The 16,276-nt window shown below is 63.3% G+C and carries 16 protein-coding genes and 1 pseudogene; 7 read left to right on the forward strand and 10 right to left on the reverse strand.

The features are described 5' to 3' along the window. Nucleotides 1-96: 96 nt before the first annotated feature. The 3 genes and pseudogenes from F6X39_RS33240 to F6X39_RS37150 all read left to right on the forward strand — a co-directional run. Nucleotides 97-1,089 carry a GlxA family transcriptional regulator gene (locus tag F6X39_RS33240; protein ID WP_187619734.1) on the forward strand — a complete coding sequence of 331 codons (993 nt, stop codon included), beginning with the start codon at nucleotides 97-99 and terminating at the stop codon, nucleotides 1,087-1,089. Nucleotides 1,090-1,205: 116 nt separating this feature from the next. Next, nucleotides 1,206-1,757 carry a dTDP-4-dehydrorhamnose 3,5-epimerase gene (rfbC, locus tag F6X39_RS33245; protein ID WP_187619735.1) on the forward strand — a complete coding sequence of 184 codons (552 nt, stop codon included), beginning with the start codon at nucleotides 1,206-1,208 and terminating at the stop codon, nucleotides 1,755-1,757. Nucleotides 1,758-1,939: 182 nt separating this feature from the next. Then, a pseudogene (locus tag F6X39_RS37150) lies at nucleotides 1,940-2,197 on the forward strand (GNAT family N-acetyltransferase); the annotation flags it as partial. 246 nt (nucleotides 2,198-2,443) lie between these two features. Here F6X39_RS37150 and F6X39_RS33255 read toward each other — a convergent pair. The 3 genes from F6X39_RS33255 to F6X39_RS33265 all read right to left on the reverse strand — a co-directional run bounded on the left by F6X39_RS33255 (nucleotide 2,444) and on the right by F6X39_RS33265 (nucleotide 3,660). Next, nucleotides 2,444-2,605: a DUF1328 domain-containing protein gene (locus F6X39_RS33255; protein WP_013089029.1), complete on the reverse strand. Its 162-nt coding sequence runs from the start codon at nucleotides 2,603-2,605 to the stop codon at nucleotides 2,444-2,446. A 57-nt stretch (nucleotides 2,606-2,662) separates the two neighbouring features. After that, entirely contained in the window at nucleotides 2,663-2,827 is a 165-nt protein-coding gene (locus F6X39_RS33260; RefSeq protein ID WP_187619736.1) for a hypothetical protein, read from the reverse strand. A 203-nt stretch (nucleotides 2,828-3,030) separates the two neighbouring features. After that, nucleotides 3,031-3,660 carry a LysE/ArgO family amino acid transporter gene (locus tag F6X39_RS33265; protein ID WP_018418582.1) on the reverse strand — a complete coding sequence of 210 codons (630 nt, stop codon included), beginning with the start codon at nucleotides 3,658-3,660 and terminating at the stop codon, nucleotides 3,031-3,033. Nucleotides 3,661-3,777: 117 nt separating this feature from the next. On the opposite strand from F6X39_RS33265, the gene F6X39_RS33270 reads away from it, so the two are divergent. Then, complete coding sequence (locus F6X39_RS33270) at nucleotides 3,778-4,671, forward strand: LysR family transcriptional regulator ArgP (RefSeq protein ID WP_187619737.1); 894 nt, start codon at nucleotides 3,778-3,780, stop codon at nucleotides 4,669-4,671. Nucleotides 4,672-4,708: 37 nt separating this feature from the next. Here F6X39_RS33270 and F6X39_RS33275 read toward each other — a convergent pair whose 3' ends face one another. Next, nucleotides 4,709-5,659: a LysR substrate-binding domain-containing protein gene (locus tag F6X39_RS33275; RefSeq protein ID WP_184032685.1), complete on the reverse strand. Its 951-nt coding sequence runs from the start codon at nucleotides 5,657-5,659 to the stop codon at nucleotides 4,709-4,711. A gap of 169 nt (nucleotides 5,660-5,828) precedes the next feature. Here F6X39_RS33275 and F6X39_RS33280 point away from each other — a divergent pair, with 169 nt between their 5' ends. Together F6X39_RS33280 and F6X39_RS33285 are read left to right on the forward strand one after the other, a co-directional pair. Further along, nucleotides 5,829-7,001 (forward strand): M20 aminoacylase family protein, encoded by a 1,173-nt coding sequence (locus F6X39_RS33280; protein ID WP_187619738.1) that lies wholly within the window; start codon nucleotides 5,829-5,831, stop codon nucleotides 6,999-7,001. 60 nt (nucleotides 7,002-7,061) lie between these two features. Then, on the forward strand, nucleotides 7,062-8,477 hold the full coding sequence (locus tag F6X39_RS33285; protein ID WP_187619739.1) for an MFS transporter: 1,416 nt from the start codon (nucleotides 7,062-7,064) through the stop codon (nucleotides 8,475-8,477). 85 nt (nucleotides 8,478-8,562) lie between these two features. Here F6X39_RS33285 and F6X39_RS33290 read toward each other — a convergent pair whose 3' ends face one another. From F6X39_RS33290 to F6X39_RS33300, 3 genes are all read right to left on the reverse strand, one after another. Beyond that, on the reverse strand, nucleotides 8,563-9,564 hold the full coding sequence (locus F6X39_RS33290; RefSeq protein WP_187619743.1) for an NADP-dependent oxidoreductase: 1,002 nt from the start codon (nucleotides 9,562-9,564) through the stop codon (nucleotides 8,563-8,565). A gap of 95 nt (nucleotides 9,565-9,659) precedes the next feature. Further along, nucleotides 9,660-10,469 (reverse strand): oxidoreductase, encoded by an 810-nt coding sequence (locus tag F6X39_RS33295; protein ID WP_184032694.1) that lies wholly within the window; start codon nucleotides 10,467-10,469, stop codon nucleotides 9,660-9,662. 109 nt (nucleotides 10,470-10,578) lie between these two features. Next, entirely contained in the window at nucleotides 10,579-11,187 is a 609-nt protein-coding gene (locus F6X39_RS33300) for a TetR/AcrR family transcriptional regulator (protein ID WP_187619740.1), read from the reverse strand. Between the two features lie 92 nt (nucleotides 11,188-11,279). Here F6X39_RS33300 and F6X39_RS33305 point away from each other — a divergent pair, with 92 nt between their 5' ends. Further along, nucleotides 11,280-12,725, forward strand: a complete 1,446-nt coding sequence (locus tag F6X39_RS33305; RefSeq protein WP_187619741.1) for a DEAD/DEAH box helicase — start codon at nucleotides 11,280-11,282, stop codon at nucleotides 12,723-12,725. 50 nt (nucleotides 12,726-12,775) lie between these two features. On the opposite strand, the gene F6X39_RS33310 is transcribed toward F6X39_RS33305, so the two are convergent. Genes F6X39_RS33310 through F6X39_RS33320 form a run of 3 tightly spaced genes read right to left on the reverse strand, consistent with a single transcriptional unit; the run spans nucleotide 12,776 to nucleotide 15,664 of the window. Next, complete coding sequence (locus F6X39_RS33310) at nucleotides 12,776-13,780, reverse strand: substrate-binding domain-containing protein (protein ID WP_187619742.1); 1,005 nt, start codon at nucleotides 13,778-13,780, stop codon at nucleotides 12,776-12,778. Nucleotides 13,781-13,809: 29 nt separating this feature from the next. Further along, nucleotides 13,810-14,850 carry an ABC transporter permease gene (locus tag F6X39_RS33315; RefSeq protein WP_316251747.1) on the reverse strand — a complete coding sequence of 347 codons (1,041 nt, stop codon included), beginning with the start codon at nucleotides 14,848-14,850 and terminating at the stop codon, nucleotides 13,810-13,812. Further along, complete coding sequence (locus F6X39_RS33320) at nucleotides 14,843-15,664, reverse strand: ATP-binding cassette domain-containing protein (protein WP_221307813.1); 822 nt, start codon at nucleotides 15,662-15,664, stop codon at nucleotides 14,843-14,845. The genes F6X39_RS33315 and F6X39_RS33320 overlap by 8 nt, the downstream gene beginning before the upstream one ends. Between the last annotated feature and the right edge of the window lie 612 nt (nucleotides 15,665-16,276).

A 16,276-nucleotide genomic window follows, 5' to 3' on the forward strand; every position in this document is an offset into this window, starting at 1 on the left:
GTGTGTCTGTTTTTTCGCCGTAATAACGCATTCTCTCGTTCCGTCTGATGGCGGGGCAAATCGGGGTCCGCAACGTATGACCGTTTGGGGAAGATCATGCCGCACATGCACCTTGATACAACGAGAATTACGTGGCTACACACGCCCGCTTTGAACGTCCGTACTGCAGCGCGGCGAATCGGCATTCTGCTGTTCGACGGCTTCTGGCTGCTCGGCCCCGGTACCGTCGTGGAAATGTTCCAGACCGCCAATGAGTTCGCGGGCACGCGAGCGGGCGAAGATCCGCCCTACGAAGTGCAGTTCCTGTCGATGGACGGCGGCAATGTCGCCAGTTCGTCGTCGGCGCGCATCTGGACTGACCACATCGACACGCGCTTTGGCGGCGGTTTCGACGTGCTGTTCATCGCTGGCGGCTACGGCGCCCACGTGGCCGCGCGCGACGAACGCCTGCTGAACTGGCTGCGCGCCGTGCAATCGCGCACGCGCGCGATCGAAACGATCGGCGAGGGGCGCCTCGTGCTCGAAGCGGCCGGCCCGACCGAGCATGACGGCCTGATGAGCCGCTATCCGGGCGCGAGCGCGAGCGAAGGCGCGTTCAGCGCGGCCAACGACCGTCACGACTGCGCCCGCAGCGCGCTGATGTTCATCAAGCGCGACCTGGGCGCCGAGCTTGCGCGCAGCGTCGCCGATCGCGTGATGCCCGGCATGGCTGCGACGTGGGTGCCGCTGCCGGCCGAGGGCGGCACGCTGAGCGTCGCCGAAAAGATTCGCGCGGCCGCGCGCTGGATGGAGGCCAACTGCGACCGTCCGGTATCGGTCGCCGATGCCGCGCAGGTCGCCGCAATGAGCGAGCGCAATTTCCTGCGCCGTTTCAAGCACGAGATGCAGATCACGCCGTCGGACTACCTGCTGCAGGTGCGACTGCGTATCGCGTGCAACTTCCTGACCGAGACCGAATTGCCGGTCGACAAGATCGCGCGTCGCAGCGGCACCGGCAACGGCGATCGTCTCGCGAAAATTTTCCGCAAGCGTATGGCTTTGTCGCCAACCGAGTATCGCGCTCGCAGCCGGGCGGCCACTGAGGCGTAGCATGTATCTTTAGCATGCGATAGGGCGCCCGCGTTGCGGGCGCGCCTCGTCTGTCGGACGCGGTCGCGAGAGCGGCCGTATGTTCGCTGGCCAGCCTTTTTACGAGCACAGTGGCGATGGGCAACAGGGTCATGGCGACGGAATTGCCGGAGGTGAAACTCATCGAGCCGGAAGTGTTCATCGACGAGTTCGGCTTCTGCTTCGAGAGTTTCAGCGCGGACGAGTTTTCGGACGACGTCGCGCAAGGTTTCACCTTCGTGCAGGACCGCCATCTGCGCGCCGTGCATGGCGTGCTGCGCGGCTTGCACTACCAGGTGCAGCGTCCCCAGGGGCGGCTGCTGCGCGTCGTGCGCGGCGAGATCTTCGACGTCTCGGTCGACGTGCGCCTGAACTCACCGAACTTCGGCAAATGGAGCGGCGAGTATCTGAGCGAAGCCAACCATCGGCAGATCTGGGTGCCGCCCGGTTTCGCGCACGGCTTCGTCGTGCTATCCGATGTCGCCGAATGCATGTGGAAGACCACCGAGTACTGGTTCCCCGAACTCGAGCGCTGCCTGCTGTGGTCCGATCCCGACATCGGCATCGAGTGGCCGATCGACTTTCAGCCCATCCTCGGCAGCAAGGATGCGGCGGGCCGTCGTCTGTACGAGGCCGAAAACACCTCGTGAACGACGGGGCCAACCCTACACGTCGGGCATCCAGTCACTACGAGGTGCTCAACGTGAAGCGTCGCGCAAGCCATCCGCAATCCGTTCCGGTCCGCTATGTGTGTCGCGCGGTCGCGCCGCTCGGCGCGCAGGGGCTCAATTGCACGTGCGTGGATCAGACCATCGAGACGACCCGCGGCCGTGTGCTGCGTGGCGATTGCCATGTCGCGGTGTATGAAGGACACATCGTCGGCTCGATAACGCTTTATGCTTCGGATGGCGAAGCATCGTGCGAGCTATACCGGCACGGCGATGTCGCGAGCCTGCGTCAGTTCGCGGTCGATCCCGCATGGCAGACGCGCGGCATCGGCACGTTACTGATCGCGTTCGCCGAACATTGGGCCGCGATGCGTGGCTATGCGCAACTCGCACTCGATACGCCGCAACCGGCCACGCAGCAGATCGCGTTCCATGACGCCGCAGACGTATGCGGCCTGAAGCGATGCCGCATACGCCTCCGGCATACGGAGAAAGGAAGCGGAAGGAAAGCAGAGTTGAAGCGCCCGATGCTTCGGCAACTATTGCAATATGCTGCGGCAAGTATTGCAACGGCGACAGCGGCCGCGCAATCCTCAGCGCGGTACCCACGCAGCGTGGCCGGTTCGCATCGGGCGAGGCGTGAATTCACCGAACGCTGTATGCAGCCGTCAGCGTCGGATCACGCCCATCAGCAGGGTGACGAGGAAGATCACCAGGAAGATGAAGAACAACACCTTGGCGATTTCGGTTGCGCCCGCGGCAATGCCTCCAAAGCCGAATACTGCGGCGATGATGGCGATGATGAAGAAAATCACAGCGTATCGAAGCATGGTGCCTCCACCGGTGGATTGTTGAAATGACGTTTGAACGGCGCCCCGTTGCGTACGTCACGCGGCTTCACGGGTGAGATGCCGGCGAGCGGAATTTAGCAATAGATGTGCCATCGCTTGATTGCCGCCGACGTTCCAGCGATTCACGATCAGATAGCCGACGAGCGCCGCCCGCCAAGCGCAGCGGTCCGCCGCGCGCGGCGGCTGGCCCGCCGACGACATCGGCGGCCTCGCGCTGCGTCTGCCGGAGGTCGAGACGGGGCGCTATTTCGATGCCCAGGCGAAGGAGGCTTACCAGCAGTCGCTGCTGAAGTGGCCGGTGCTCGCGCGGCTGATGAACCTCGTGCCGCGCGACGAAGCCGATGCGCCCGCCGCGCGAGGCGAGCCGCAAGAATCGGCGCTGAAATCAGGCCCGCGTCGAACGCTCAACGCAATTGCGTGAACGCGAGCAGCAACACCATGCTGCCGATCGCGCCATCCAGCACGCGCCACGCGGTTGCGCGGCGAAACAGCGGCGCGAGCATGCGAGCGCCATAGCCGAGCGCGACGAACCACACCGCGCTGACCGTCATCGCGCCGAGCGCGAAGGCGACCCGCGCGCCTTCCGGCTCACGCGCGCCGGCCGTACCGATCAACAGGAACGTGTCCAGATAGACGTGCGGATTGAGCCACGTGAACGCAAGCGTCATCAGGATGATCGGCAGCGCGCGTTGCGCAGGCGGCGCCTGATCGCGGGACGCGCCGGCCGAGCCATCGAGCACCGCGTGTCCTGGCCGCACCGCGCGGCGCAGCGCGCTGATGCCGAACCAGGCGAGATACGCGAGCCCAACATAGAGCATCGCGTGCACGAAGCGCGGGAAACGCTCCATCAGCACCGCGGCGCCGCCGACGCCCGCGCCGATCAGAATGAAATCGGACAACGTACACAACAGCACGATCTTGCCGACATGCGAGCGCATGATGCCCTGCCGCAGGACGAACGCGTTCTGCGCGCCGATCGTAACGATCAGCGACGCGCACAGCGCCGCGCCATGGGAAAAAGACAACCAGTTCATAAATGGTCCGGAAAAAGGAAAGCAGCGGGGATAGACGGGAAAATCCAACAGCGCTAGTCTGCGGGTTGGCATCTCATAAGAGAAGCTAATTTGCTTAATGCCGATTAAGGAACGCTAATGCTCGACTACGCCTTGCTCGACGCGCTGGCCGCCGTGGTCCGCCACGGCTCGTTCGACCGTGCCGCGAGCGAGCTCAATATCACGCCGTCCGCGGTGTCGCAGCGGGTCAAGCTGCTCGAGGAGCGCGTCGGCAGCGTGCTCGTGAAGCGCGGGCAGCCGTGCGTCGCGACCACCTCGGGCGCGCTGCTATGCCGCCATACCGAACGCGTGCAACTGCTCGAAGCGGAGCTGAACGGCCGCATGCCGGCGCTGCCCGGCGCGCTCGTCGAGCAGTGGCCGGCACTGCGCGTCGCGGTCAACGACGACAGCGTCGGCACCTGGTTCATCGACGCGGTCGCGCCGTTCTGCGTCGAACGCGAAATGCTGCTCGACCTCGTGATCGACGACCAGGACTACACCGCGCAGCGCATTCGCGACGGCAGCGTGCAGGGCGCGATCACGACGCAGGCCGAACCGGTGCAGGGCTGTCGCTCGACGCGCCTCGGCCGCATGCGATACCTGGCGGTGTGCTCGCCGGCGTTTTTCGCGCGCTATTTCGCCGACGGCGTCACGCGCGACAGCCTGCGGCGCACGCCGTGCGTCGACTTCAATCCAAAGGATCAGCTGCAAAAGCGCTTCATGCGGCGCATTACGCGCGCGGAGCTCGATCCGCCGCTGCACTGGATTGCGCACGTCGCCGGTTTTTTGCGCGCGTGCGTGATGAGCCTCGGCTGGGGCATGTGTCCCGAGCGGATGATCGCCGGGCATCTGCAGCGCGGCGAACTGGTCGAGATCGCGCCGGGCAAGCATATCGACGTCGATCTGTACTGGCAGAGCTGGCGTCTGTCGATCGGCTGGCTCGACGATTTCAGCGCGATGCTCAGAAAGCGGGCGGGCGAGTTTCTCGATTGACTACGCGGCGGTGCCGCATGCAGAAATGCGGCAGCTGCTATAGCAACAGTTCGATCGAATGAAACAGGCGGCGCTGTTCCGGGTCCTGCGAGCGCGCGCCTTCGTCGATCGTCTCGCGCAGGCAGTCGAGAAAGCAGGCGGCCGCCGGGCTCGTGGGCGCGCCACGCCGCGACGTGATGCTGATGATGGTTTCGTCCAGCGTTTCACGCAGCGGCAGCGCCCACAGGTTTTCCTTCGCGCGTATCACCTCGACGAGCGGCCACGGAAAGATGCTGACCATATCCGTGTGCGCGAGCAGGCCCAGCACGATCGCGAGCGAATGCGCGAGCACGATCGTGTGCGGCACCGGCATGCCGCGCTTGACGAACAGATTGTTCGACATCGACTCGCGGCTCGCCGGGTCCCAGTTCAGTATCCATTCCGCGTCTTGAAGGTCGAGCAGCGTGCGGCAGCCGGCCTTCGGATGGTCGCGCCGCGCGACCACCGCCGCGTGCGTCGAAAAGAGCGGCGCGTTCTGAAACTCCGACTGCGGCGACGCGGGCGGCGGCCGACCGATCGAAAAATCGAGGCTGCCGTCGCGCAGACGCGGCTGCACGACCGCGAGCAGGCCTTCGAAAAATTCCAGTTGCACCTCCGGCATCCGCTCGCGAAAACGCCGCACGGCAGGCGGCAGAAAAGTCAGCGCGACCCACGGCGTGACGCCGATCGACAGCTTGCCGGCCGCGGCTCCGCGCAACGCCTCGATCTCGGCTTGCGCGCGCTGCAACTGGCCGAGCACGAGCCGCGCATGCACGACGAGCGCGCGCCCGAACTCGGTGAACGCGACACCGCTCGCGCTGCGCACGACGAGCGGCGCGTGCAGATCGGCTTCGAGCTCGCGCATCGCCTTGGTCACGGCGGCCGGGGAAAGCCCCAGCGAGCGGGCGGCCGCCCGGATACTTCCGGTATCGGCGATCGCCGCCAAGGTATTGAGCTGATGCAGCTTCATTCGAATGAGAGGCGTGACGGGGGCAACCAAGGGTTGGCACCGCAACGATTCTACGCCTGCCGCCCGGATATCGGCGCCGCTATGCTGGGTTCACGCTGACAGGGGCGCAACCAGTTGCATGGGATCGGACTAAGCGCTGAAGCGCCAGGTCCGATCGACAGGAGACGGCATGAACACGATGGTCATTCCGGCGGGCATCGCCGAAATCGAACAGGAAATGATCGCGCTGCGACACAGCATCCACGCGCATCCGGAGCTGGCCTACGAGGAGTTCGCAACCGGCGATCTGGTCGCCGACCGCCTGCGGGAGTGGGGCTACAGCGTCCATCGCGGCTTGGGGCAGACCGGCGTGGTCGGGCAACTGAAGCTCGGCCACGGCACGCGCCGGCTCGGTCTGCGCGCTGACATGGACGCGCTGCCGATCCACGAAACCACTGGCCTGCCGTACGCGAGCAAGCTGCCCGGCAAGATGCACGCATGCGGTCACGACGGCCATACGGCGATGCTGCTCGCCGCCGCCAGGCATCTGGCGCGCGAAAAAAGCTTCGACGGCACGCTGAATCTGATCTTCCAGCCGGCCGAGGAAGGGCTCGCCGGCGCGAAGAAAATGCTCGACGACGGCCTGTTCGAACAGTTTCCCTGCGACGCCGTGTTCGCGATGCACAACATGCCGGGCTTTCCTACGGCCAAGCTGGGCTTCATGCCGGGGTCGTTCATGGCGTCGTCGGATACGGTGATCATCAAGGTGATCGGCCGCGGCGGCCATGGCGCGGTGCCGCACAAGGCGGTCGATCCGGTCGTCGTGTGCGCGCAGATCGTGCTCGCGCTGCAGTCGATCGTGTCGCGCAACATCGCGCCCCTCGATATGGCGATCATCACGGTCGGCGCGATTCACGCGGGCGAAGCGCCGAACGTGATCCCCCAAACCGCCGAGATGCGCCTGTCGGTGCGCGCGCTGCGGCCCGAGGTGCGTGACCATCTGCAGCAGCGCATCACCGAGGTCGCGACCGGGCAGGCGGCCGTGTTCGGCGCGCGTGCCGAGGTCGACTATCAGCGCCGCTACCCGGTGCTCGTCAACGATGCGGCCATGACCGCGCTCGCGCGCCAGGTGGCACTCGACTGGCTGGGCGTCGACGGGCTGATTCACGACATGCAACCGCTGACCGGCAGCGAGGACTTCGCGTTCCTGCTCGAACGCTGCGCGGGCAGCTATCTGATCATCGGCAATGGCGACGGCGAGGGCGGCTGCATGGTCCACAACCCCGGCTACGACTTCAACGACGCTTGCCTCGCGACCGGCGCGGCCTACTGGGTCAAGCTCGCGCAGACGTTCCTCGTTTGACGCGGCGGCGGCGCGCGAGCGCCTTGCCGTAGCAGCCACACGATAATGACGGAGACACAGATGGACTATTCAGCCACACCGCGGTCCGCGAGCGCCAATGGGCTCGATGCGCTCGACGCGCTCGATGCGCAGCGCCTCGCCGATAAACCTCAAAGGCGCGTCGGCCACGCGAAGGCGATCGCCGCGATCACGCTCGGCAACGGCCTCGAGTTTTTCGACTTCACGATCTACAGCTTCTTCGCGACGATCATCGGCAAGCTGTATTTTCCGGTCGAAGGTCAGCTCGTGCAGCTGATGCTCGCGGTCGGCACGTTCGGCGTCGGCTTCATCATGCGGCCGGTGGGCGGGATCGTGCTGGGGGGCTACGCGGACCGCGCCGGACGCAAGGCCGCGATGAGCCTGACGCTGTGGCTGATGACGCTCGGTTCCGCGATCATCGCGTTCGCGCCGACCTATGCGGCGATCGGCGTCGCGGCGCCGCTGCTCGTGATTCTCGCGCGGCTGATCCAGGGTTTCGCGCTGGGCGGCGAGGTGGGCGCATCGACGGCGCTGCTGCTCGAATACGGCAGCGATCGCACGCGCGGCTTCTACGGGAGCTGGCAGTTCGTGAGCCAGGGGATGAACACGGTGGTGGGCTCGCTGCTCGGCGTTGCCCTGGCCGCGACGCTGTCGCCGGCCGCGCTCGAAAGCTGGGGCTGGCGCGTGCCGTTCGTGATCGGCATGGCGATGGGGCCGGTCGGCATCTATATCCGGCGGCATCTCGACGAGACGCTGCCGGGTGTTGAAGATGGCACGGCAGCGTCTGGCGGCGCTGTTGCGCAGGCTGCTTCGGATACCGTTGCGAAGCCCGCAGCGCAAGTTCCGTCGCTACCTGTCCGCGACCTGTTCCGCGACCACGCGCGCTCGATCACGACCGGCGTGCTGACGACGATCGGCGGCACCGCGGCGAACTATATCGTGCTGTTCTACCTGTCGACGTACGCGATCCGCATCCTGCATCTGCCGATGGCGACCGCGCTGTGGGCCGCGTGGACCGGCGCGGTGGTCACGGTGATCTGCTCGCCGTTCGCGGGCGCGCTGTCGGATCGGGTCGGCCGCAAGCGCGTGCTGTGGGTATCGCGCGTGCTGCTGATTCTCGCCGTCTACCCGGCCTTCATGACGATCAACGCGTCGCCGACGGTGCCGGTGCTGCTTGCGGTGGTCGCGGGCCTCGCGCTGCTCGTCACGTTCACCGCGGTGCCCAATATCGTGATGCTGCCCGAGCTGTTTCCGCGCGCGATCCGCGCGACCGGCATGTCGATCGTGTACTGCCTCGGCGTGTCGGTCTTCGGCGGCTTCGCGCAGTTTTTCGCGACCTGGCTGATCCAGATTTCGGGCAGCAATCTCGCGCCGGCGTGGTATCTGATCGGTTGCAGCGTCGTGTCGTTGCTGCCGTTGCCGTTCATGCGAGAGACCGCGGGTAGAGCGATCGATTGACGTGATGGCGATCGGGGTCCGCTGAAAAAAGAGGCGCGATCTTTTCGATCGCGCCTCTTTTGCCATTTGCCCTGCTTCACGCTGACTATCGGATCTTGATGACAACCTTACCCTTGGTACGTCCGGTTTCGACATAAGCCAAAGCTTCCTGGGTCGACTCAAACGGAAAGACCCGATCGATGACGGGTCGTATCGCTCGCGCGTCGATCAGTGCGGCAATCCGGCTGAGCTGTTCTCCGCTGGCCCGCATAAAGAGAAATGTATAGCTGACGTCATGACGTTTCGCGGCCTTCCTGATGCGATAACTCAGAAAGCGCATCACCGTTTTCAGGAACCACGACGCACCGATCTCTTTCGCAAATTCGGCATCAGGCGGACCGGCGATCCCGATGAGTTTGCCACCCGGCTTGAGCACACGCAGCGACTTCTCGAGCGCATTGCCGCCTTGCGTATCCAGTACCAGGTCGTAGTTCTTCAGGATGGTCGCAAAGTCGTCTTTCCTGTAATCGATGACGATATCCGCGCCGAGTTGCTTCACCAGTTCGATATTCCGCGCGCTCGCTGTTGTCGCGACGGTTGCGCCCACATGCTTCGCCAGTTGAATGGCGAAGCTGCCGACACCGCCCGAGCCGGCATGTATCAGCACTTTCTGCCCTTTCTTCAATTGCCCTTTTTCGATCAGCGCCTGCCAGGCGGTCAATCCCACCAGCGGGATTGAAGCCGCTTCCTCCATCGTGAGTGCTGTTGGCTTGAGGGCCACGCCATCCTCTTTGACCGCGATGAATTCCGCGAAAGTGCCGATGCGATCCTTGTGCGGGCGCGCGTAGACCTCATCGCCGGGCTTGAATCGCCGCACGCGCGAGCCGACGCGCACGACAACCCCTGCCAGATCGTTGCCCAAAATCAGCGGCAAACGATAGGGCAAAATGAGCTTGAACTCTCCGTCTCTGATTTTGGCGTCGAGCGGGTTCACGCCCGCGGCGTGGATCTGGATCAATACGTCGTCCTCGCGCGGCTCTGGAACCGGCATATCGCCGGATCGTAAGCCATTGTTGCGTCCATATCGATCGACGACGAATGCTTGCATCATGGTTCCTTGTCAGTGGCTCGTTAAGTCTGGTTGTTTCGCTGGCAATAGCACGGATGCAGAGCCTTTGAACAGGGAGGAGACAGTCACGTCGTCTACGTTGCCAGCCGCAGATCTTTGCGGATACCGGCGTCCACCAGTCCAGCGGGCGCAAATCTGCGCAGCAATCGCAGACGGGCGGCGAGTCCGCCAGCGGTATAGCGGAGTTTCGGACGAGCCGCGATGGCGGCCTGCAGTACGGTTTCGGCCACGACCTCGGGACCGTCGGCGCCCTCGACCACTTCCTTCACTCGCTTGTCCACGGCCGAGCGCACCTCGCGGTATTCGTCGAGAGGGGCGTCGGGCGCGATGAAGTTCGCGTCGAAAGGCGTCTTGATGTAGGCAGGTTCAATGACCGATACGCGGATGCCCAGCGTCCGCAACTCATGGTCGAGCGACTCCGAATAACCCGCCACCGCGTGCTTGGTGGCGGAATACAGCGCCATATAGGGCATTGGCAGAAAACCGAGCACGGAGCCGATGTTGATGATGCGGCCGCTGCGTTGTCGCCGCATATGAGGCACGACAGCACGCGTCATGCGGATGATCCCGAAGAAGTTCGTATCGAAGATCGTGCGTGCCTGGTCGATCGAACTCTCTTCCGCGGCGGCAGGGGCGACGCCGAAACCGGCATTGTTCACCAGCAGGTCGATGCGGCCCTGCAGGCGCAGCACTTCGCTGACGGCGGCTGCAACGGATGCATCGCTGGTCACATCGAGCGGCAGCATGTCGAACGACTGTTGGCCGGCTCGTTGGCCGCGCCGACTGGTGCCGTAGACCTTGTATCCGGCCTTCGCAAGCCGCTTTGCCGTGGCTTCGCCGATTCCTGACGAGGCGCCCGTCACGAGCGCTATTTTGGTTTGCATGATGTTCTTCCAAAGATGTCTTTGCGTGGTTGGTTGAGCATTCGTTTCACTTGAATATGATGATAGTCATATTTGCGGTCCAACGAAAACCGGCACAGGGCCGGCGTATTTACGCATCAGTCGGTGCGAGTTGTTTCAATGCCGCTTCAAGAAAACTCTCCGATAGTTTGGGGTCGTCGACGGCACGCGCCATCACCATCGTGCCAACCATTGTGGCGACCATCAAAAGCGCCTGTTCGTGCGCGCCTGGCTGACCCCAATCGGGCAATTGGCGCGCAACGACATCGATCATCTCCTTGATGCGGCGGGTGGCCGCGCGCCGTACGGCCGGCGCCTGGCGCGGCATCTCCGAGCCGAGGGCAGAGATCGGGCAACCTGTCTCGATGCTCTCGCAATGCTCCTTCGACAGATAGGCGCGCATCATCGCCGGCAACGCCTGTTCCGGCGGCACGGACGCGGCGATACGCTCCGACAGCGCCACGGATTCAGCTCCGGCGCGATCAGCGGCTTCGGCAAGCAGCACCTCGCGCGACGGGAAATGGGCATAGAAGCCGCCATGCGTCAGACCTGCCTCCTTCATGATGTCAGCCACGCCCGTGCCGTCGTAGCCGCTGCGCCGAATCGCGCGTGCGGCGACCTCCACGATGCGCTCGTGCGTGATTTCCTTGCGGCTGGCTGGCTTCCGGGTAATGGGTGGATTTTTCATGATGACCATCATATATCATTCCGGCGGGATTTGCAGGGGCCATCCAGAGACCGACGGTTCAGGCGGTAACCGCTAGAATTGCGGCTTTAGCCCGGAATACGCCAATGTCTTTTGCCTCGCTTGGCCTGATCGATCCCTTGCTGCGCAATGTGCAGGACCTCAATTACCAGACGCCTACGCCGGTGCAGGCCAAGGCGATTCCTGCTGTGCTCAGTGGCAAGGACGTCATGGCTGCGGCACAGACCGGCACTGGCAAAACGGCGGGTTTTGCGCTGCCGCTGTTGCAACGGCTGGTGCAACACGGCCCGGCGGTGTCCAGCAACCGCGCGCGTGTTCTGGTGCTGGTGCCCACGCGTGAACTGGCCGAACAAGTGCTGCAAAGCTTTATCGCTTACGGCAAAGGCCTCGACTTACGATTTCTGGCCGCCTACGGCGGTGTGAGTATCAACCCGCAGATGATGAAGTTGCGCAAAGGCGTGGATGTCCTCGTCGCCACGCCGGGCCGTTTGCTAGATCTCCATCGCCAGAACGCAGTGCAGTTTGATCAAGTACAAACGCTGGTGCTGGATGAAGCCGACCGCATGCTGGATCTGGGCTTTGCGCGCGAACTCAACGCCGTCTTTGCTGCCTTGCCCGCTCAGCGCCAGACCCTGCTGTTCTCTGCCACGTTTACCGATGAGATCCGCGCCATGGCGGCGGGCATTCTGCGCGGCCCGGTCAATATCAGCGTCAGCCCGCCCAATGCCACGGCCAGTAAGATCAAGCAGTGGGTGGTGCCGGTGGATAAAAAGAACAAGCCCGACCTCTTCATGCACCTTGTGGCTGAGAACGACTGGAAGCACGCGCTGGTGTTCGTCAAAACCCGCAATGGCGTGGATTACCTGGCGGCCATGCTCGATGAAGCGGGCTATGCGGTGGACACCATCCACGGCGACAAACCGCAACCCGCGCGCCTGCGTGCGCTGGAGCGCTTCAAGACGGGCGAAGTACATATGCTGGTCGCTACCGATGTGGCTGCGCGCGGGCTGGATATCGACGATCTGCCGCTGGTGATCAACGTTGATCTGCCGATCGTGGCGCAAGACTATGTGCACCGTATTGGCCGTACCGGCCGAGCGGGCGCCAGCGGTGTGGCGGTGTCCCTTGTGTGCGCCGATGAAGCCCCGCAACTGGCCGCGATTGAAGCGCTGATCCGGCAAACGCTGCCCCGTGAAGAAGAGCCGGGTTTTGAAGCCGAACACCGCGTGCCGCAAACTAGCGCGACGGGCCAGATCATCAAGAAACCCAAAAAGCCTAAGAAGCCCAAAGTGCCGCAAGCTGCGCCGGGCGCCATGCAGGTGCCCAGCAAAAAAACGCGCCCGCAAAGTGGCGAAAACAAACGCAAGCCTGCAGCGCAACGCGCTGTGGCCGCGGGTAAAGGCACAAGCTTGTCCAGCGGTAGCCCATTCAGCGTGCAAAAGCCACGCAGCAAACCGGCCAGCAAGCCAGCTGCGGGTTCACGTAAGCCGGCTGGCAAACCCGCTGGTGACCGCGGCAAACGCCAACCCTGATCCGTGTGTGACGGCAACGCACACGCCATTCCATCTCACATCATCCGACCTTAGCGGATTCCGCGTTTGATCAACGGAATGAGCGAGTCGATCGTCGCAGGTGTTTGGACGCCTGCGCCGGTGTTGATGGTCAGTCCCGCGAAATGATAAGCAGCCGAGAGCACGCATTGCGTGACCGGCAGGAAGCCTTGCAGATAAAGTTGCTGGTCGAGCGTCGCGGTAATGTATTTGCTCTGCAGCCCCGAAATCGTGGCCGGTGCCAGATCGATGCCACCAATGATGATTTGCCCCGGCTTCTTGCCAGCCTGCTGGAGCGCCTGCGGAATGAACCCGGTTACACCGCCGTGCTGAGTCCCAATCGCCTTCAGATTAGGGTGCGCCTGGATAAAGGCGACCAGGATCGGCACGGCGAGCGATGAATCGGAATCCACCTGAGGTGAGATATTGAGCCTCGTCACCTTTACGCCGGCCTTCTCCAGCGTTTCGGCAAGGCCACGGTCAGACTGACTGCGCACACTCTCGTTGAACACGCCGTATTCCAGCGCCTCGTCGCCCTTCTTGATCCCAGCGTTGAGCATCGCCTGCGCCGTGATCTGCCCGCCTACGTAGAGTTCGACGCCGGCGTAGCCGAAGCCCTTCGCGTCGTAAAGTTTCTGGTTCTCGGGTAGCGGCGTGTTGCCGACGGTAACGATGATGCCCTGGTCTACCGCCTGCTTGATCAGTGGCGCGAAGGCTGGATCGCCCGGATGGCCCATGATGCCGATGCACGTCGGATGCGCCGCCATCGCCTGGCGAAACTGCGCAAGCATTGTCTCTGGGCTCCAGGCCGAGAACTGCTCGATCACCTTGATGCCTAAGGCATGCCCCGCGTCCGCAGCCCCGGTCTGACGCGGCAGCGTCGCGCCGTCGCCAGGGTTTCCGCCCATCTGCATATACATTGTCATACCGGCGCCGAGCGGCCCCGTCGTGGTCGGCTCAGTGGCACCGGCCATCTGCGTGAGGCCAAACGCGAGAATACTCGCCCCCAGGAGGGATCCCGTCATGATCTTGATCATTTCTGCTCCTTTCTCCTGATTTAACGGCTTTATCGCCCCCCAAGCCTGAATCTTTCGCGCAACACGCGCAGCTTGGCGGGATTCTCTACCAACAGATGCAGCGTCACAGCGACGATGAACACCACCCCTTCGATCGCCTGTACCCAGAAGCCGGCGATACCTGTCGCAACGATTCCGGCCTCCAGCATGCCTATCACGAAAGTGCCGAAGAAGGTGCCCACGATCGTCGCCGTGCCACCAAACACCGAGGTTCCGCCGATGAACACGCCGGCCAGCGCCGGCAGCAGATAGCCCTGCCCCTGGGTTGAAAAATAGTTCAGATTCTCGAGCGTGAGCAGCACCGTGGCGAAACCGGCCAGCACACCCATCAGCGTGAACAATTTCACCGTCTCACGCACGACATTGATGCCCACGACCTTCGCCACGTTTCGGTTGTCTCCGATGAACAGCAGGTGCTCGCCAAAACGGTGACGATTGAGGATGAACCACATGAACACCGCAAGCCCGAGCGCCCAGAGCGCTTGCATCGGGATCACACCGAACAACGTGCCCGCGAATACTGCATAGGCTGAACCGTTGGCGAGCTCCTGTAGCGCATTGGAGAGCCCGCCGGACAGGATCGAAGCAACCCCAGCCCAGAGAAACTGCGTGCCGATTGTCACGATGATCGAAGGCACACCGACCACCGCGACCAGCACCCCGTTCACCACGCCGACCAGCGCGCCGCCCGCCAATGCCGCGATCGCGGCTAGCCAGGCTGATCCGGTGGTGTTCACGCACCAGGCGAACAGAAAGCCCGAGAACGCCATCACGGAGGGGAAGGACAGATCAATTTCCCCCGCCGCAACCACCAGAGTGAGCCCGATCGCCAACACCGCCAGCGGTGGCACGGTGGTCAGGAAGGAGAAGTAGATTGGCCAGCCTAAAAAGACGCGCGGTGCGGTTGCCATGAACAGGCCGACCACCAACGCGAACACGACCAGGCTCGGCACTCCCTCGATGCGTGCAAAATCCGGCAGGCGAAAACGCACCAGCCGCGCCGGCTGTTCGTCTTTTATCGGATCACTCACGTCCTTGCCCCGCAGCCAGCGCCGGCCCGTGCCCGCTCTGCTGTAGCGAAATCAAGAACCGGGTGAGTTCCTCGAGGCTCATCTCACCCGACTTCATATCCGCGACGATCCGGCCACGATCGAGCACGACGAGCCGATCGGCGAGCTCGTGCACATGGGCGAGGTTATGTTCGATGTAGATGCAGGCGCGGCCGGACTCCTTGATCGACCGTACGAAGTCGAGAACCTTACGTACCTCGCTAATGGCAAGCGCAACCGTGGGTTCATCGAGAATGATCAGATCGCTGTCGAAATACATCGCCCGTCCGATCGCGATGCCCTGGCGCTCGCCACCGGAGAGTTTCGCAATCAGCGAATCCGCGTCGATCCCCACGCCGCGGAAACCGAGCTGGCGCTTCAAAATATCGTTGGCAATGCGCCGCTGTTCGGCAACTTTGATGAAGCCGAACCGGTTGGTGATCTGCCGGCCGACAAAAAAATTACGCCACAGCGGCTGCTTCTCGCCCAGCGATTTTTCCTGATAGACCGTCTCGAAGCGCAGTCGGTGCGCCTCGCGCACCGAAAAGCGGTTCCAGTCGACCTCCTCGTCCCGGATGAACAGCTTGCCCGTGCTCGGCCGCACGACACCAGTCAGTACCTTGATGAGCGTCGACTTACCCGCGCCGTTATCACCGATCAGGCCGACGATCTCGTTCCGCCCAATGGCCAGATCGATGCCGGACAGCGCCCGTATCTTGCCGTAGGACAGGCTGATACCTTGGGCGCGCACGATATGCTGATAGGCGCACGTACCGGGCGCTGCCTGGTTCGGCATCACGCCACGCTCCAGCTCGAATGACCCACAGCGATGTTGTGAACGACGACAGCCATAGATCTTTCCCCTTTGCTTATCGATCGCCGCATCAACTTACATTGGAAATGTCCCTGAAATTTAGCAAGCCTTAGAGTCCAGTTCAAGAATCGCTTACGAGACCGCTTATATTTCATCGGGAAAATATTAGTCCTGGGCACTTGAACAACGCACAACCTGAGGAATAGAAGAAGCGCGTCAGAAGGGTCCCAACAGGACGAGCGGCCACAAACGCCCGGTCAAAAAGGCGCAAAAAGCAGAGGTATCGGCATGCATCCGCCACTCCGGCGGCTATTCTTCAGACGCTACGACTAACGCGTTTCAGGCCGGCTCTGCGGGCCGTCGTCAGCCATTCCGCGCCCCACGCGGAAAGGGGGGTGTATGTCACGTCCAGAACTACCTCGGCCCGCGCGACGCGCGCTGCGTCGTCGGCAGTCAGCCGGACGCCGGTGGCTCGTCATCGGCAGCGCGCTCACCGGACTGTGCTTTGCCCATGCGACGCTCGCGGCGGGCAAACTTCCACAAGGCGGCACTTACGTGGCCGGCGCCGGCGCGATAGCAAGCCATGGAGACGGC

Origin of the sequence: Paraburkholderia sp. UCT2 (assembly GCF_014397665.1) — a bacterium.
GTDB classification, from domain to species: domain Bacteria; phylum Pseudomonadota; class Gammaproteobacteria; order Burkholderiales; family Burkholderiaceae; genus Paraburkholderia; species Paraburkholderia tuberum.

Coding starts and splice junctions, on each gene's coding strand:
- F6X39_RS33240 (WP_187619734.1), top strand. CDS start 97: ATGCCGCACATGCACCTTGATACAACGAGAATTACGTGGCTACACACG.
- rfbC (WP_187619735.1), top strand. CDS start 1,206: ATGGGCAACAGGGTCATGGCGACGGAATTGCCGGAGGTGAAACTCATC.
- F6X39_RS33255 (WP_013089029.1), bottom strand. CDS start 2,605: ATGCTTCGATACGCTGTGATTTTCTTCATCATCGCCATCATCGCCGCA.
- F6X39_RS33260 (WP_187619736.1), bottom strand. CDS start 2,827: ATGTCGTCGGCGGGCCAGCCGCCGCGCGCGGCGGACCGCTGCGCTTGG.
- F6X39_RS33265 (WP_018418582.1), bottom strand. CDS start 3,660: ATGAACTGGTTGTCTTTTTCCCATGGCGCGGCGCTGTGCGCGTCGCTG.
- F6X39_RS33270 (WP_187619737.1), top strand. CDS start 3,778: ATGCTCGACTACGCCTTGCTCGACGCGCTGGCCGCCGTGGTCCGCCAC.
- F6X39_RS33275 (WP_184032685.1), bottom strand. CDS start 5,659: ATGAAGCTGCATCAGCTCAATACCTTGGCGGCGATCGCCGATACCGGA.
- F6X39_RS33280 (WP_187619738.1), top strand. CDS start 5,829: ATGAACACGATGGTCATTCCGGCGGGCATCGCCGAAATCGAACAGGAA.
- F6X39_RS33285 (WP_187619739.1), top strand. CDS start 7,062: ATGGACTATTCAGCCACACCGCGGTCCGCGAGCGCCAATGGGCTCGAT.
- F6X39_RS33290 (WP_187619743.1), bottom strand. CDS start 9,564: ATGCAAGCATTCGTCGTCGATCGATATGGACGCAACAATGGCTTACGA.
- F6X39_RS33295 (WP_184032694.1), bottom strand. CDS start 10,469: ATGCAAACCAAAATAGCGCTCGTGACGGGCGCCTCGTCAGGAATCGGC.
- F6X39_RS33300 (WP_187619740.1), bottom strand. CDS start 11,187: ATGATGGTCATCATGAAAAATCCACCCATTACCCGGAAGCCAGCCAGC.
- F6X39_RS33305 (WP_187619741.1), top strand. CDS start 11,280: ATGTCTTTTGCCTCGCTTGGCCTGATCGATCCCTTGCTGCGCAATGTG.
- F6X39_RS33310 (WP_187619742.1), bottom strand. CDS start 13,780: ATGATCAAGATCATGACGGGATCCCTCCTGGGGGCGAGTATTCTCGCG.
- F6X39_RS33320 (WP_221307813.1), bottom strand. CDS start 15,664: ATGCCGAACCAGGCAGCGCCCGGTACGTGCGCCTATCAGCATATCGTG.